The 13,559-nt window shown below is 64.7% G+C and carries 14 protein-coding genes; 2 read left to right on the top strand and 12 right to left on the bottom strand.

Annotation, left to right across the window (positions count from 1 at the left end):
- Positions 1-3: 3 nt before the first annotated feature.
- From pheT to CEY08_RS26430, 7 genes are all read right to left on the bottom strand, one after another.
- Positions 4-2,421: a phenylalanine--tRNA ligase subunit beta gene (gene pheT / locus CEY08_RS26460; RefSeq protein ID WP_076812469.1), complete on the bottom strand. Its 2,418-nt coding sequence runs from the start codon at positions 2,419-2,421 to the stop codon at positions 4-6.
- Between the two features lie 13 nt (positions 2,422-2,434).
- Positions 2,435-3,457 (bottom strand): phenylalanine--tRNA ligase subunit alpha, encoded by a 1,023-nt coding sequence (gene pheS, locus CEY08_RS26455; RefSeq protein WP_042792970.1) that lies wholly within the window; start codon positions 3,455-3,457, stop codon positions 2,435-2,437.
- 75 nt (positions 3,458-3,532) lie between these two features.
- Positions 3,533-3,892: a 50S ribosomal protein L20 gene (rplT, locus tag CEY08_RS26450; RefSeq protein WP_006218741.1), complete on the bottom strand. Its 360-nt coding sequence runs from the start codon at positions 3,890-3,892 to the stop codon at positions 3,533-3,535.
- A 17-nt stretch (positions 3,893-3,909) separates the two neighbouring features.
- On the bottom strand, positions 3,910-4,107 hold the full coding sequence (gene rpmI / locus CEY08_RS26445) for a 50S ribosomal protein L35 (protein WP_006218740.1): 198 nt from the start codon (positions 4,105-4,107) through the stop codon (positions 3,910-3,912).
- A 315-nt stretch (positions 4,108-4,422) separates the two neighbouring features.
- Entirely contained in the window at positions 4,423-5,952 is a 1,530-nt protein-coding gene (locus CEY08_RS26440; RefSeq protein ID WP_063640476.1) for a YifB family Mg chelatase-like AAA ATPase, read from the bottom strand.
- A 184-nt stretch (positions 5,953-6,136) separates the two neighbouring features.
- Positions 6,137-6,388 carry an accessory factor UbiK family protein gene (locus CEY08_RS26435; protein WP_042792968.1) on the bottom strand — a complete coding sequence of 84 codons (252 nt, stop codon included), beginning with the start codon at positions 6,386-6,388 and terminating at the stop codon, positions 6,137-6,139.
- A gap of 180 nt (positions 6,389-6,568) precedes the next feature.
- Positions 6,569-6,988, bottom strand: coding sequence for a DUF5339 family protein (locus tag CEY08_RS26430; RefSeq protein WP_076812466.1), 420 nt, complete (start codon positions 6,986-6,988; stop codon positions 6,569-6,571).
- 540 nt (positions 6,989-7,528) lie between these two features.
- Here CEY08_RS26430 and CEY08_RS26425 point away from each other — a divergent pair.
- Positions 7,529-7,867: a P-II family nitrogen regulator gene (locus CEY08_RS26425; protein ID WP_006218735.1), complete on the top strand. Its 339-nt coding sequence runs from the start codon at positions 7,529-7,531 to the stop codon at positions 7,865-7,867.
- Positions 7,868-7,895: 28 nt separating this feature from the next.
- Positions 7,896-9,134, top strand: coding sequence for an ammonium transporter (gene amt / locus CEY08_RS26420; protein ID WP_042792967.1), 1,239 nt, complete (start codon positions 7,896-7,898; stop codon positions 9,132-9,134).
- A 129-nt stretch (positions 9,135-9,263) separates the two neighbouring features.
- On the opposite strand, the gene ptsP is transcribed toward amt, so the two are convergent.
- From ptsP to infC, 5 genes are all read right to left on the bottom strand, one after another.
- Positions 9,264-10,973 (bottom strand): phosphoenolpyruvate--protein phosphotransferase, encoded by a 1,710-nt coding sequence (ptsP, locus tag CEY08_RS26415; protein ID WP_042796925.1) that lies wholly within the window; start codon positions 10,971-10,973, stop codon positions 9,264-9,266.
- Positions 10,974-11,076: 103 nt separating this feature from the next.
- Positions 11,077-11,346 carry an HPr family phosphocarrier protein gene (locus CEY08_RS26410; protein ID WP_042792966.1) on the bottom strand — a complete coding sequence of 90 codons (270 nt, stop codon included), beginning with the start codon at positions 11,344-11,346 and terminating at the stop codon, positions 11,077-11,079.
- Between the two features lie 109 nt (positions 11,347-11,455).
- Positions 11,456-11,857 (bottom strand): PTS sugar transporter subunit IIA, encoded by a 402-nt coding sequence (locus CEY08_RS26405; RefSeq protein ID WP_042792964.1) that lies wholly within the window; start codon positions 11,855-11,857, stop codon positions 11,456-11,458.
- 19 nt (positions 11,858-11,876) lie between these two features.
- Positions 11,877-12,848: a glutathione synthase gene (gene gshB / locus CEY08_RS26400; protein WP_042792962.1), complete on the bottom strand. Its 972-nt coding sequence runs from the start codon at positions 12,846-12,848 to the stop codon at positions 11,877-11,879.
- 151 nt (positions 12,849-12,999) lie between these two features.
- Entirely contained in the window at positions 13,000-13,551 is a 552-nt protein-coding gene (infC, locus tag CEY08_RS26395) for a translation initiation factor IF-3 (RefSeq protein ID WP_076812461.1), read from the bottom strand.
- Positions 13,552-13,559: the final 8 nt, after the last annotated feature.

The raw sequence follows: 13,559 nt of genomic DNA, 5'->3' as shown, positions 1-13,559 counted from the left end.
GGTTCAAGCGCGTTGGCGGGCGCCATGCGCAGCCACCAAGGCTTCCTTGATGCGAGCCAGGCAATCCGCCAACCGGGGCTCGTCCAGTGTGACCTCAGTGTCCTGTAGCCAGAAACGGAAAGCAAGGCTTTTCTCGGCGACGGGCTCGCTGCCTTGGGCCTTCTCGCGCCACACGTCGAACACGCGCGCGTCCTGCACCACCGACAACTGCGGGTCCGCCTTCACGGCCGCGGCGACGGTGTCGAGCATGGATTGCACCGACACGTGGGCATCGACCCACAGCGCCAGGTCGCGCACCACCACAGGCTGGCGCGACAGCTCGCGTACCTGGGGCAGTTCGCCTTCAGATAGCGCGGCCACGTCCAGTTCGAACACGACAGGCGCGTGCGCCAGATCGGCTTGCTGGGCCCAACGCGGATGCAGCTCGCCGACCCAGCCGACCAGCTTGCCGTCCAGTTCGATGCGGGCGCTGCGGCCAGGATGCAGGGCAGGATGCGAGGCCGCTTCGAAGCGCAGACGGTCGCCGCGCGCACCAAACAGCGCCTCGACGTCCATCTTCACATCATAGAAGTCCACCTGGCGCGTTGCGACGCCCCACTGCTCTTCCACCGCCGGCCCCCAGGCCGCGCCCGACAGTTTCATGGGCTGGCGCACACCGGCCACTTCCAGCGGACCGTCCTGAGCGGATGCGTCTCGCAGGAACACCCGCCCCAGCTCGAACACACGCACGCGAGTCTGCTTGCGATTGGCGTTGTGGCGCACGTTGGCGACCAGGCCGCCGATCAGGCTCGAGCGCATGACCGAAAGATGGCTGGCGATCGGGTTGACCAGGCGCACCGGCGTCTCGTTGCCGGCATAGTCGCGTTCCCAGTCGGCTTCGACGAAGCTGTAGTTAACGACTTCCTGGTAATCCTGCGCAGCGGCCAAGCGGCGCAGCGCGTGCGCGCCACGGCGGACCTCGGGCTGCGAGTACATCTTGGCGCGCGCCATGGGCGGTTCCGCCGGAATGTTCTCGAAGCCATAGATGCGGGCCACTTCTTCGATCAGGTCCTCTTCCAGCACCAGGTCGAAACGATAGGAAGGCGGCGTGACGATGAAGTCATCGCCTTCGGTCTGGAAATCCAGGCCCAGGCTGCCGAAGATTTTGGCGACTTCGGCTTGCGTGACAGGCACGCCCAGCACGCGATGGCAGCGCGCGAGGCGCATGCGCACGGGTTCGCGCTTGGGCAGGTTGATGATCTGGTCGTCCAGCGGACCGGCTTGTCCGCCGCAGATGTCGATGATCAGGCGCGTGATGAATTCGATGTGCTCGGGGATGGTCGCGTAATCCACGCCCCGCTCGCCCCGGTGGCTGGCTTCCGAGCTGAATTTGTAGCGGCGCGCGCGGCCGGCGAGCGACTGCGGCCACCAGAACGCGGCTTCCAGATAGATGTTGCGGGTGTCCAGCGTGACGGCGGTCGCTTCGCCGCCCATGATGCCGGCCAGGCTTTCCACCTGATCGCCGGCCACGACCACGCCGACCTTCGAGTCCAGCGCAACGGTCTGGCCGTTCAGCAGTTCGAGCGTTTCGCCTTCGCGGGCCCAGCGCACGCTGAGGTCGCCGCGGATCTTGTCCAGATCGAACACGTGCGACGGGCGGCCGAGTTCCAGCATGACGTAGTTGGAGATGTCCACCAACGCAGATACCGAACGTTGGCCCGCGCGCTCCAGCCGCGTCTTCATCCATTCGGGCGTGGCGGCACGGGCATTGACGCCACGAATCACGCGGCCGCCAAAACGGCCACACAGATCAGGCGCTTCGACCTTCACCGGCAGGCGTTCGTCCAGCGTAACGGGCACGGCGACGGCGGTGGGCACCGAAAGCGGCGCGCCCGTCAGGGCAGCCACTTCGCGCGCCACGCCCAGAATGGACAGGCAGTCGGCGCGGTTGGGCGTCATCTTCAGGGTGAAGAGCGTGTCGTCCAGGTCCAGCGCTTCACGGATCGATTGCCCGGGCTTCATGTCAGCCGGCAGTTCCAGGAGGCCGGCATGGTCTTGCGACAGGCCCAGTTCGCGAGCCGAGCACAGCATGCCCGACGACTGCACGCCGCGCATCTTGGCCACGCCGATCTTCATGCCGCCAGGCAGCTCGGCGCCGACGCGCGCGAGCGGCACTTTCAGGCCAGCCGCGGCATTGGGCGCGCCGCACACGATCTGCAGCAGTTCGCCAGAACCGTCGTCCACTTTGCAGACGCGCAGCTTGTCGGCGTCGGGATGCGACGCGATGTCGACGATGTGACCCACGACCACGCCGCTAAAAGCAGGCGCGGCGGGCACGGTGTCTTCGACTTCCAGGCCGGCCATGGTAAGCCGGTGTGCAAGTTCATCGGTGGCGATCGCGGGATTGACCAGCGTACGCAGCCAGGATTCGGGAAATTGCATGATCAGCCGTCTGTTATTCGTTGAACTGGCGCAGGAAGCGCAAATCGCCTTCGTAGAACTGGCGCAGATCGTTGACGCCGTAGCGCAACATGGTCAGGCGCTCAAGTCCGGAACCGAAGGCAAAGCCGATGTAGCGCTCGGGATCAAGGCCGAAGTTGCGCACCACCTGCGGGTGCACCTGGCCCGAGCCGGAAATCTCCAGCCAGCGACCGCGGTTCGGACCCGAGGTGAACATCATGTCGATTTCGGCGGAAGGTTCCGTGAACGGGAAAAACGACGGGCGGAAACGCACGGCCAGGTCGTCGGTCTCGAAGAAGCAGCGCAGGAAATCGGTGTACACGCCCTTCAGGTCAGCAAACGAGATGTCCTCGGCGATCCAGAGCCCCTCCACCTGGTGGAACATGGGCGAGTGCGTGGCGTCGCTGTCGACGCGGTAGGTGCGCCCGGGCGCGATGACCTTGATGGGCGGCTTGTGCATGCGCGCATAGCGCACCTGCATGGGGCTGGTGTGCGTGCGCAGCAGCAAAGGCAGGCCGTCCGCGTCGTTCATGTCGACGTAGAAGGTGTCCTGCATGGAACGCGCCGGATGATCCAGCGGGTTGTTCAAAGCGGTGAAATTGGTCCAGTCGTTTTCCACTTCGGGGCCGTCGGCCACGTCGAAGCCTATGGAACGGAAGATCTCTTCCACACGTTCCCAGGTCCGGGTCACCGGATGGATGCCGCCCGGCGCGCGACCGCGGCCCGGGAGGGTGACGTCAATGGTTTCGGATGCCAGGCGGGCGTCCAGTTCGGCCTGAGCCAGCGCGGCGCGGCGCAGGTTCAGAAGCTCTTCGACCTTTTGCTTGGCCTGATTGATCCGGGCGCCCATCTCGCGCTTCTGCTCGGGTTCGAGCTTGCCCAGGGCTTTCAGCAGCACCGTCAGCGCGCCTTCCTTGCCCAGGAACCGAGCCTTTGCATTTTCCAGCGCGGCGGCGTCGGAGGCCGCGGCGAAGCGTTCTTGCGCCTGGGAGACCAGGTCGTCAACCGTTTGAGTCATGAAATCCAGCCTTCAAAACGCAAACGGGGCCATTACAGCCCCGTTTGCAGCGATGCGCGATGAGTTAAAGCGCGATCAGGCAGCCAAGGCAGCCTTGGCTTGCTGCACGATGGCGGCAAAGCCGGCCTTGTCGCGCACGGCCAGGTCGGCCAGAACCTTACGGTCGAGTTCGATCGAAGCCTTCTTCAGGCCAGCGATGAACACGCTGTAGCTGACGCCGTGTTCGCGGACGGCGGCGTTGATACGCGTGATCCACAGGGCACGGAACGTGCGCTTCTTGTTGCGGCGGTCGCGGTAGGCGTATTGGCCAGCGCGCATGACCGCTTGCTTGGCGATACGGAACACATTACCGCGGCGGCCACGGTAACCCTTGGCGGCGGCAATGACTTTCTTGTGACGTGCGCGGGCGGTTACGCCGCGTTTGACGCGAGGCATAGTAGATCTCCCTTAGATCAAGCGAAAGGCATCATGGCCTTGACGGAGGCCACGTTGGATTCATGGACCGCCGTGGAGCCGCGCAGTTGACGCTTGGCCTTGGTGGTCTTCTTGGTCAGAATGTGGCGCTTGAACGCCTGACCGCGCTTGATGGAGCCGCTGCCGCGAACCTTAAAGCGCTTGGAAGCGCTTTTCTTGGTTTTCATCTTGGGCATGTTGATTCCCTAAACTAAACACTCATTGTTGATTTACATGACGCCAGGTGCTTGACGCATGAAAGGCTGATGAAGCCGTTCAGGCGGCAAAACTTGAGGTACCTGTTGCCACTTCTGGGGGGTACTTCTGGGGTACTTCTGGGGGTGCTTCTACAGCACTTTCCGCCGGCATTGCTGCCACGCGGATTCTTTCCAGGGCGGGCCCAAATGACCCAGATCCGGGAAAGCCTTTGATTATATGGTGATTTCCCGCATTTTGTCGAGTCAAGCGGCGAGCAATGCCTGGCGTGCCACAGGCCGCTCAGGCGCCAGCCATCATACGCCCGACCTGCGGTACTGCACGGCCTGGGCAATATGCCGGGCACCCAGGGAGTCCTCCCCTTCCAGGTCGGCTATCGTGCGCGCCACCCGCAACGCGCGATGCATGGCGCGGGCCGAGCCAGCCAGGCGCCGCATGGCTTGCAGCAGCAACGCCTGCGCCTCGCCGTCCAGGCGGCAATGCTCGTCCAGCTCTGCCCCCGCCAAAGCGGCGTTGGCCTTGCCCTGGCGTGCCTGCTGCCGCTGGCGGCAACGCGCCACGCGCTCCCGGACCGGCTCCGACGGCTCGCCGGGTGGTTTGCCCATCCATTCGGGGTCGGATGGCGGCAACGCCACATGCAGGTCGATGCGGTCCAGCAAGGGACCGGAGATCTTGCCTGCGTAGCGCGCCACCTGATCCGGCGTGCAGGCGCAGGCCCGTCCGGGGTGGCCGCGCCACCCGCAAGGGCATGGGTTCATGGCCGCCACCAGCTGGAAACGGGCGGGAAACTGCGTTGACCTCAGGGCGCGAGCGATGACCACCCTGCCCGTCTCCAGGGGCTCACGCAGCGCTTCGAGCGTGCGCCGGCTGAATTCCGGCAGTTCGTCCAGGAACAGCACACCGTGATGAGCAAGACTGATCTCGCCCGGGCGGGGACGGCTGCCCCCTCCCACCAGCGCCGCCGCCGTGGCGGAATGGTGCGGCGCCCGGAACGGCGGTTGGCCCGGCGGGGCGTCGGAGAGGCCCGCCAGCGCCGCCACCGCCGCCACCTCGAGCGCCTGGCTGCGCGCAAGCGGCGGCAACAACCCTGGCAATCGGGCCGCCAGCATGCTCTTGCCGGCGCCCGGGGGGCCGATCATCAACAGGCTGTGACCGCCAGCCGCGGCCACTTCCAGCGCCCGCCTCGCGCCCGGCTGGCCCCGCACATCCGATAGACACGGCCCCGACGCCGCCACCGGCCAGGGCTCGGGCACGGCGTCCGGCAACAGGCACGCGCCGCTTGCATGCGCGGCGACATCGGCCAGACTGCGCGCGGACAGCACTCGCAGGCCCGGCACCCAGGCCGCCTGCTCGGCGCTACCCGCGGGCAGGATAAGCGTGGCGCCGGGAGCCTCGCGGGCCACGCTCAACGCGATGACCAAGGGCGCGGCAACAGGTACCAGCGCGCCGGTCAAGGACAGTTCTCCGGCCAGGACCAGGTCCGCAAGGGTCGGATCCTGAACGGGCGATTCCGGATCCTGGCCGGCGACCGGCGCCGCCAGCTGGCCGGAGGCAAGCAGCAGACCGAGGGCAATGGGCAGATCGAAACGCCCCGATTCCTTGGGTATGTCCGCGGGGGAAAGATTGACGGTGATCCTGCCTGGCGGGAACTCGAAGCCGCTATTGAGAATGGCCGCGCGCACCCTTTCGCGGCTTTCGCGCACTTCGGCATCCGGCAGGCCAACCACATTGAAGCTAGGCAGACCCGGGCCCAGGTGCGATTCCACCCGCACCGCATGGGCATCAAGGCCGCATAGGGCCCTGCTGGCAAGAACAGCTAGCGTCAAGACGGTCTCCGGGAAAAGGCTGGGTCCGCCAGTATCCGCAAAGACAGCGCCGGCGAGGCGACGACCGGGACAAAAGGGTCACTCGCGCCCCATCGCCTGATTGCCTGCGGCAAATGAAGACGGCCGCTGAACGCGGCCGTTTCCGGAGAGATTCCTGGCCGGCCGCGGCGGGCCGGCAACAGCCTTACTTGTCCAGCGCGGACAGGCGCGCCTCCAACTGCTGCACCTGTGCGGCCAGCTGATCCACCCGGGCGCGGGTGCGCGCCAGCAGATCGGCCTGGACATCGAATTCCTCGCGCGTGACCAGATCCAGCTTGGAGAATGCCTGCGTCATCATCGCGCGCACATTGCGCTCCACATCCGCGGCCGGACTGCGGGCGATCAGGTCCGAGATGTTCTTCTGGATGTCTTCCATCCACTGGGTGCGATTGTTCATGACTGCCTCACTGTGTTCTTGATGCCTCAAGTGTAGTGCGTCGGAGCCGCGGTATCCGGGCCAGCGGCGAAAAAAGGGTCGCCTCGCCACAAAAAAAGAGGGCGGGCCGCATGCGGTGACCGCCCTTCAAAGCACAGGAGAAAACCGGGCTGCCATGGCGGCAACCCCCTACCAACATCGTTACGGGCAACCCATTTGGATTGCCGACTGCGTGAACATGTCCGATGACTGCTTGCATTGCGCGGCCAACTGCGTCTTGTCGCTCACTGACCCCCACTGCGTCTTGGCTGCGTCGAGCTGCTCCTTTATCGCGGCGGCAGCCGGATTGCCACTGCCCAATTTGTCCATGCAGGCATTGACCTTGGCGGCATAGGCCTCGCATTCGGCCGGAACGGACGCCGAGGCGGCCCCGGACGGGGCGGCCGTGGAAGGAGAAGTCGCGGGTGGGACGGGAGTAGCCGGAGTCGGAGCCGGGGCAGCGGGCGCAGGCGCGGTGGCGGCTGGCGCTGCGGCCTTGTCTTCACTCTTGTTGCAGCCGGCCAGCGCGGCAAGCGACGCGGCCAGGGCCAGAATGCAGAAAGCCTTGCGGTGGATATTCATGACTGCCCCTTCCCGTTCTTGCTTTCCTGCGGCAGACCCGTGGTACCGGACTTCCGCCTGTGGCCCAAGCTGTTCAGGGACAGGCTTGAACTGGTATTGATTCTTCTGCACCCGCCTCTCGGCAACAAGCCGATGCGTGTAAACCCCGGTATCACGCGCGCCTTCCGATCAAGCCGACTCCGAGGGCTGCCGGCGCGCTCCGTGGCGCCCGGCCGTTTGCCCCGAAAGCCCGGCCAGCAAGGCTCTGCGGGCAGCCACTAGGCGGCGGCAATGGCCCAATCTCAGCGCACATGCCAACATAAACCGCAATAAATTCCGCATCAATTTGCTACAAATATCGAACGCAAAACATATCTTGTTGCATGCCCCACGGGCTTGCGCGCCGCACCAACTTGATGCCGCCCACCCGTGCATGAAGCACCAAATTGGTGCAAACAGGCACAACTCCAGAGCCCCCTCCCGCCCCGGTGGGCTTTGCACGACATGGCACGGAATTTGCTTGATAGACGAAGCCAACGTGCAACCATGAGAGGAAATGCCATGAAACTCATCATCGCCATAATCAAGCCCTTCAAGCTCGACGAAGTGCGGGTGGCTCTATCCGGGATCGGCGTCCAGGGTCTGACTGTCACCGAAGTCAAGGGATTTGGCCGCCAGAAAGGCCATACCGAGCTCTACCGCGGCGCCGAGTACGCCGTTGATTTCCTGCCCAAGCTGAGGGTCGAGGCCGCCGTGCCCGACCACCTCGTCGATCAGGTCATTGAAGCGATCGAACAGGCAGCCCGCACCGGCAAGATCGGCGACGGCAAGATCTTCGCCGCCCCGCTCGAACAAGTGATCCGTATCAGAACAGGTGAAGCCGGCGAAGCTGCGCTGTAAATAAATAAAGACTCAATGGAGCCTGAAAATGGATAAAGCAGATATCTCCTGGTTGCTCGTCTCTACCCTGCTTGTATTGATGATGGCCGTACCCGGTCTGGCGATGTTCTACGGCGGCCTGGTACGCAGCAAGAACGTGCTGTCCGTGCTGCTGCAAGTGCTGTGCACGTTTGTGCTGGGCCTGGTGCTCTGGTTCATCTACGGTTATTCCCTCGCATTCACCGAGGGCAATGCCTTCTTCGGCGGCCTGTCGCGCGCCTTCTTCTCCGGCATGTTCACGCCGTCCGACGGCAAGTACGCCATGTCGAACTCGCTGACCGAACTGCTGTTCGCCTCGTTCCAGGCAACGTTCGCCGGCATCACGTGCGCGCTGATCGTGGGCAGCTTCGCTGAACGTGCCCGCTTCTCGGCCGTGCTGGTCTTCACCGTGATCTGGTTCACGTTCGCCTACGTGCCGATCGCGCATATGGTGTGGTTCGCGTCCGAAACGGCGCCGGGCCTGCTCAATGCCAAGGGTGCGCTGGACTTCGCGGGCGGCACCGTTGTGCACATCAACGCTGGCGTGGCCGGCCTAGTGGGCGCATACGTCGTCGGCAAGCGCGTGGGTTACGGCCGCGAAGCCATGCAACCGCACAATCTGCCGATGACCTTCGTGGGTGCGGCGCTGCTGTGGGTGGGCTGGTTCGGGTTCAACGCGGGCTCAGCGCTGGCCGCCAATGAAAATGCCACGCTGGCCTTCTTCAACACGATGATCGCGACCGCGGGCGCCGTGCTGTCCTGGTTGTTTACCGAATGGGCCGTCAAGGGCAAGCCCTCGATGCTGGGCGCTGCCTCGGGCGCTGTCGCCGGCCTGGTTGGCATTACGCCGGCCGCCGGCCTGGTTGGGCCCGTGGGCGCGCTGATCATTGGGGTCGTCGCCGGCATCGTCTGCGTCTGGGGCGTGAATGGCCTGAAGCGCCTGCTGCGTGCCGATGACGCGCTGGACGTGTTTGGCGTGCACGGCGTGGGCGGCATTGTCGGCGCCCTGCTGACCGGCGTGTTCAATGCGCAGATCCTCGGCGGCCCCGGCCTGGCCGAGCCCGGCATGATCGGCCACCAGTTGTGGGTCCAGCTGGAAGGCGTGCTGCTGACCATCGTCTGGTCCGGCGTGGTGGCCTGGATCGCCTACAAGATCGCCAATGCCCTGTGCGGCATGCGCGTGCCGGAAGATCAGGAGCGCGAAGGCCTGGACGTCACCAGCCACGGCGAATCGGCATACCACAGCTAAGCCCATCCCCGAGGCGCCGCTGGCGCCTCGGGGATGGCGGCGAGTGGTTGCGATACAGGAAAAAAAGCCCGAGACCTTTGCGGTCTCGGGCTTTTTCATTTCACGGCCCAGGCGTAGCCCAGTTGCGCTTCAGCCAGGACCCAACTCGTCCAGGTCCACCGGCAAGGCGCGATTCAGCGCGCTGGCGACTTTCACGCGCAAAGCGTTGGAGTGCGCGCGCCGGACTTCACGCTTGACGTCCAGCAGTTGTTGCGGATGCATGGAAAACTCGGTCAGGCCCAACCCCAGCAGCAGCCGGGTCATGCGCGAATCTCCGGCCATCTCGCCACAAACGGCGACGGGCTTGCCGGCTCGTTCACCTGCATTGATGGTGTGCGCAACCAGGCGCAGCACTGCCGGATGCAGCGGATCGTACAAGGCGGCCACGTCATGGTCGCCGCGATCGATCGCCAACGTGTACTGGATCAGATCGTTGGTGCCGATGGAAAGAAAATCCAGCGCCTGCGCAAAGGGTTCGATGGCGATGGCAATGGCGGGCACCTCGACCATGGCCCCCACTTCCATGTGGGGCGCATAGGCCTGCCCCCGGGCATCGAGCTCTCGGCGGGCGGATTCGATGGCCGCCTTGGTCGCCACGACCTCATGCATGTGGGCGATCATTGGAATCAGCAGGCGCACCGGCCCGTGCGCCGAAGCCCGCAGGATGGCGCGCAACTGCGTCGCGAACATCTCGGGGCGCGCCAGGCAATAGCGGATGGCGCGCTGTCCAAGCGCGGGATTGGTGGCCACGGTAGCCTCGCCGTCCAGCGTCTTGTCCGAACCGATGTCCAGCGTGCGGATCGTGACGGGCCGCCCCGCCATCACCTTGACCACCGACGAATAGGCCTCGTACTGCTCCTCCTCGCCCGGCAGGTCCGGGCGGCCCATGAAAAGGAATTCGCTGCGGAACAAGCCGATGCCGTGCGCGCCCGAAGCCAGCGCCAGGGCAGCCTCTTCGGGCAATTCGATATTGGCGTGCAGGACGACGTCTATGCCATCCAGGGTGACTGAGGGCTCGTCGCGCAGCAGGCTCAGCTCGGCGCGCTCATCGGCATAAGCCGACTGGCGGCGACGGTATTCGTCGAGGATGCGGCTGGACGGATTCACGATCACGGCGCCGGCCGCGCCGTCGATGATCAGCATGTCGCCGTCGCGGACCAATTCGCGCACATTACCCATGGCCACCACGGCGGGCACGCCCATGCTGCGCGCCACGATGGCGGTATGCGACGTCGGGCCGCCCAGGTCCGTCACGAAGGCGGCGAAGCGGCCGCCCCGCAGGCGCAGCATGTCAGCGGGGGAAATGTCATGAGCCACGACCACCAGCGCTTCGTCGCCGCCCATGTGGCTCATGTCGGGCAAGATCGCGGAAGTCCCGGCCAGCACGTGCAGCACACGCTCGATGACCTGGCGCACGTCGGCTCCGCGTTCGCGCAGGTACTCGTCCTCCATGGCGTCGAACTGCTGGCCGAGGATCTGCCCCTGGGTCGTCAAGGCCCATTCGGCGTTGTAATGGCGTTCGGCAATCAGCGCCAGCGTCTGCTCGGCGAGCAGCGGATCGCCCAACAGCAGGCTGTGCACGTTGAGCATGGCGCCAAGCTCGCGCGGCGCATCGGCCGGCAAAGTATCGGCCAGCTGCAGCAGTTCCTGCTGCGCCGAGGCCAGCGCATCGGTCAGCCGGCTGCTTTCCGCGGCCACGTCCTCGGGCGAGATGCGGTAGTGCGCGACCTCCAGTGCCGCCGCACCCATGACGACCGCCCGGCCGATGGCGTATCCCTTGGCGACGCCTTTGCCGTACAGACACACAACGGGGCTGGCAGAGCCAGCCCCGTTGTGCACGTGATCAAGGGTCGTAGACGAGCCGGCCTGAACAGCGCTCAGGCCGGCGGATTCGGAAGAAATTCTATTCCTGCTCACCGAATTTGCTGTCGAACAGTGATTCAATTTCAGAAAGAGCCTGCTCGGCATCGTTGCCCGAGGCTTCCAGCTTTACCGTCACGCCCAGCCCGGCCGCCAGCATCATGACGCCCATGATGCTCTTGGCGTTCACGCGCTGCGCGCCGCGCGAGATGAAAATCTCGCTGGAAAACTTGCTGGCCAGCTGCGTCAGCTTGGCAGCCGCCCGGGCATGCAGGCCCAGTTTATTGCTGATGACGATGTCTGTATTAGGCATAGGAAATATTGTGGCTGCGGCATGACGCCGCAGTGTTGATTGCAGCAAAACGTCGAACCGTCCATCGGCCAGAATCGATAGCCGACATAATAGGGCAAACTGCCGCCCGTCAGTCTACACGCAAGACGCCCTGAAGCCCCCCGGCCAATGCCTTCTCGCGAGTTTCGGCCAGAGGCAGATTGCGATAAGTCAGGGCCCGCAGCAGCATCGGGGTATTCAAACCGGCCAGCACACAGCACTGGACGCCCTGCGCCTGGGCATCGGCGACGGCTCGCTTGGAAATATTGGCGGGGGTGGCGCCGATCAGGTCGGTCAGCACCAGCACGCCCGCGCCATGATCCTGCTCCAGGATGTCCTTCAGGACGCGCGGCGCCAAGTCGTCCGGCCGGTCTTCAGGCAGGATGTCGTGGATGGCCAGCATGCCGTCCAGATTGCCCATGACGTGGCTGGCGCAATCGCGTATCGCCGCGCCCAGGGGCGCGTGCACGACGATGACAATACCCGTGGTCATGACAGGAATCCTGGGTGGGTCAGGCAGCAACGGCGGGAGTCGCCACGGCTTTTTCCAATGCCTGGACGAACATGCCCGCGACATCGAACCCGGTTTGCTCTGCGATTTCCACGAAACAGGTGGGGCTGGTCACGTTGACTTCGGTGACGTAATCACCGATGACATCCAGGCCGACCAGCAGCAAGCCACGGGCTGCGAGTTTGGGAGCCACGGCCTCGGCGATCTCGCGGTCGCGCGCGGAGAGTTCCTGCGCCACCCCGCGGCCGCCCGCCGCCAGGTTGCCACGCGTCTCGCCAGCCAGCGGGATGCGGGCCAGGGAATACGGCACCGGCTCGCCACCGATCAGCAGGATGCGCTTGTCTCCCTTGACGATATCGGGAATGTAGCGCTGCGCCATGATGGTGCGCGCGCCATTGTCCGTCAGCGTTTCCAGGATGGCGTTCAGGTTGGGATCCTTGGGCTGCAGGCGGAACACGCCCGTGCCGCCCATGCCGTCCAGCGGTTTCACGATGACATCGTGGTAGGCATCATGGAACGCCTTCAGGCGAGCCATGCTGCGGGTCACCAGCGTGGGCGCGGTGAACTCGCTGATTTCGGTAATAGCCAGCTTTTCCGGATGATTCCGGATCGCGGCGCCGCTGTTGAAGACGCGGGCGCCTTGGGCTTCGGCGTATTCGAGCAGATGCGTGGAATACACGTATTCCATGTCGAACGGCGGATCCTTGCGCATGACCACCGCGCCGAATTCCGCCAGCGGCAGATCCTGGGCAGCGGACTCGCGCCACCAGTCGTGGCCGTGCAGATCGGCGTCCGCGACCAGTTCGATGGGCGTGGCCGCGGCCTTGACCGTGCCTTCCTCGATATAGAGATCGCCCTGCATGGCCACACTGAGCGTATGGCCGCGCGCCACGAGGGCGCGCATCATGGCGACAGAGCTGTCCTTGTACGCCTTGAGCAGCGGCAAGGGATCCAAAACGAACAAAACGTGCATCGCGACACCCTGAACGGACGCCGCCTTCCCTCGCGGGAAGGCGGCTTGATGACATCGTAGCGCAGAGCCGCCCAATTAGCGAACCCGCCAGCGCAATCGCGGGCGGGTAGCAAGAGCGGCGCAGCCTCCCTGGGGAGGCTACGGCAGGAACTCAGGCAGCCGATTCAGGCTTGCCCGCAGGCACAGCCTTCTTCTTCGGCGCCAGCACCATGACCATCTGACGGCCTTCGAGCTTCGGCATGGCTTCGACCTGGGCAAGTTCCAGCAGATCGTCGCGCACACGTTCAAGCACCCGCATACCGAGTTCCTGGTGAGCCATTTCGCGGCCACGGAAACGCAGCGTCACCTTGGCCTTGTCGCCTTCCTCGAGGAAGCGGCGCAGGTTGCGCAGCTTGACCTGGTAGTCGCCCTCGTCGGTGGCCGGTCGGAATTTGACTTCCTTGACCTGGATGACCTTCTGCTTGGAACGAGCTTCCGCTTGGCGCTTCTGCTCTTGGTACTTGAATTTGCCGTAGTCCATCAAACGGCAGACCGGCGGTTCGGCGTTCGGCGCGATTTCCACCAGATCCACGTCGTTTTGCTCGGAAAGACGGAAGGCGTCGGCGATCTTGACGATACCAAGCTGTTCTCCGTCCAGACCTATCAGGCGCACCTCGGGGACGCGGATTTCACCGTTGATGCGATTGGCTTTTTCAGTGGCGATGTTGAAAG

This window comes from Achromobacter insolitus (assembly GCF_002209555.1).
GTDB lineage: Bacteria > Pseudomonadota > Gammaproteobacteria > Burkholderiales > Burkholderiaceae_B > Achromobacter > Achromobacter insolitus.
Note: the sequence above shows the minus strand (reverse complement) of the source record. Positions and strands in the feature narration are given on the sequence as shown.

Coding starts and splice junctions, on each gene's coding strand:
- CEY08_RS26425 (WP_006218735.1), top strand. CDS start 7,529: ATGAAACTCATCATCGCCATAATCAAGCCCTTCAAGCTCGACGAAGTG.
- CEY08_RS26435 (WP_042792968.1), bottom strand. CDS start 6,388: ATGAACAATCGCACCCAGTGGATGGAAGACATCCAGAAGAACATCTCG.
- CEY08_RS26430 (WP_076812466.1), bottom strand. CDS start 6,988: ATGAATATCCACCGCAAGGCTTTCTGCATTCTGGCCCTGGCCGCGTCG.
- amt (WP_042792967.1), top strand. CDS start 7,896: ATGGATAAAGCAGATATCTCCTGGTTGCTCGTCTCTACCCTGCTTGTA.
- gshB (WP_042792962.1), bottom strand. CDS start 12,848: ATGCACGTTTTGTTCGTTTTGGATCCCTTGCCGCTGCTCAAGGCGTAC.
- rpmI (WP_006218740.1), bottom strand. CDS start 4,107: ATGCCCAAGATGAAAACCAAGAAAAGCGCTTCCAAGCGCTTTAAGGTT.
- pheS (WP_042792970.1), bottom strand. CDS start 3,457: ATGACTCAAACGGTTGACGACCTGGTCTCCCAGGCGCAAGAACGCTTC.
- CEY08_RS26405 (WP_042792964.1), bottom strand. CDS start 11,857: ATGACCACGGGTATTGTCATCGTCGTGCACGCGCCCCTGGGCGCGGCG.
- CEY08_RS26410 (WP_042792966.1), bottom strand. CDS start 11,346: ATGCCTAATACAGACATCGTCATCAGCAATAAACTGGGCCTGCATGCC.
- pheT (WP_076812469.1), bottom strand. CDS start 2,421: ATGCAATTTCCCGAATCCTGGCTGCGTACGCTGGTCAATCCCGCGATC.
- rplT (WP_006218741.1), bottom strand. CDS start 3,892: ATGCCTCGCGTCAAACGCGGCGTAACCGCCCGCGCACGTCACAAGAAA.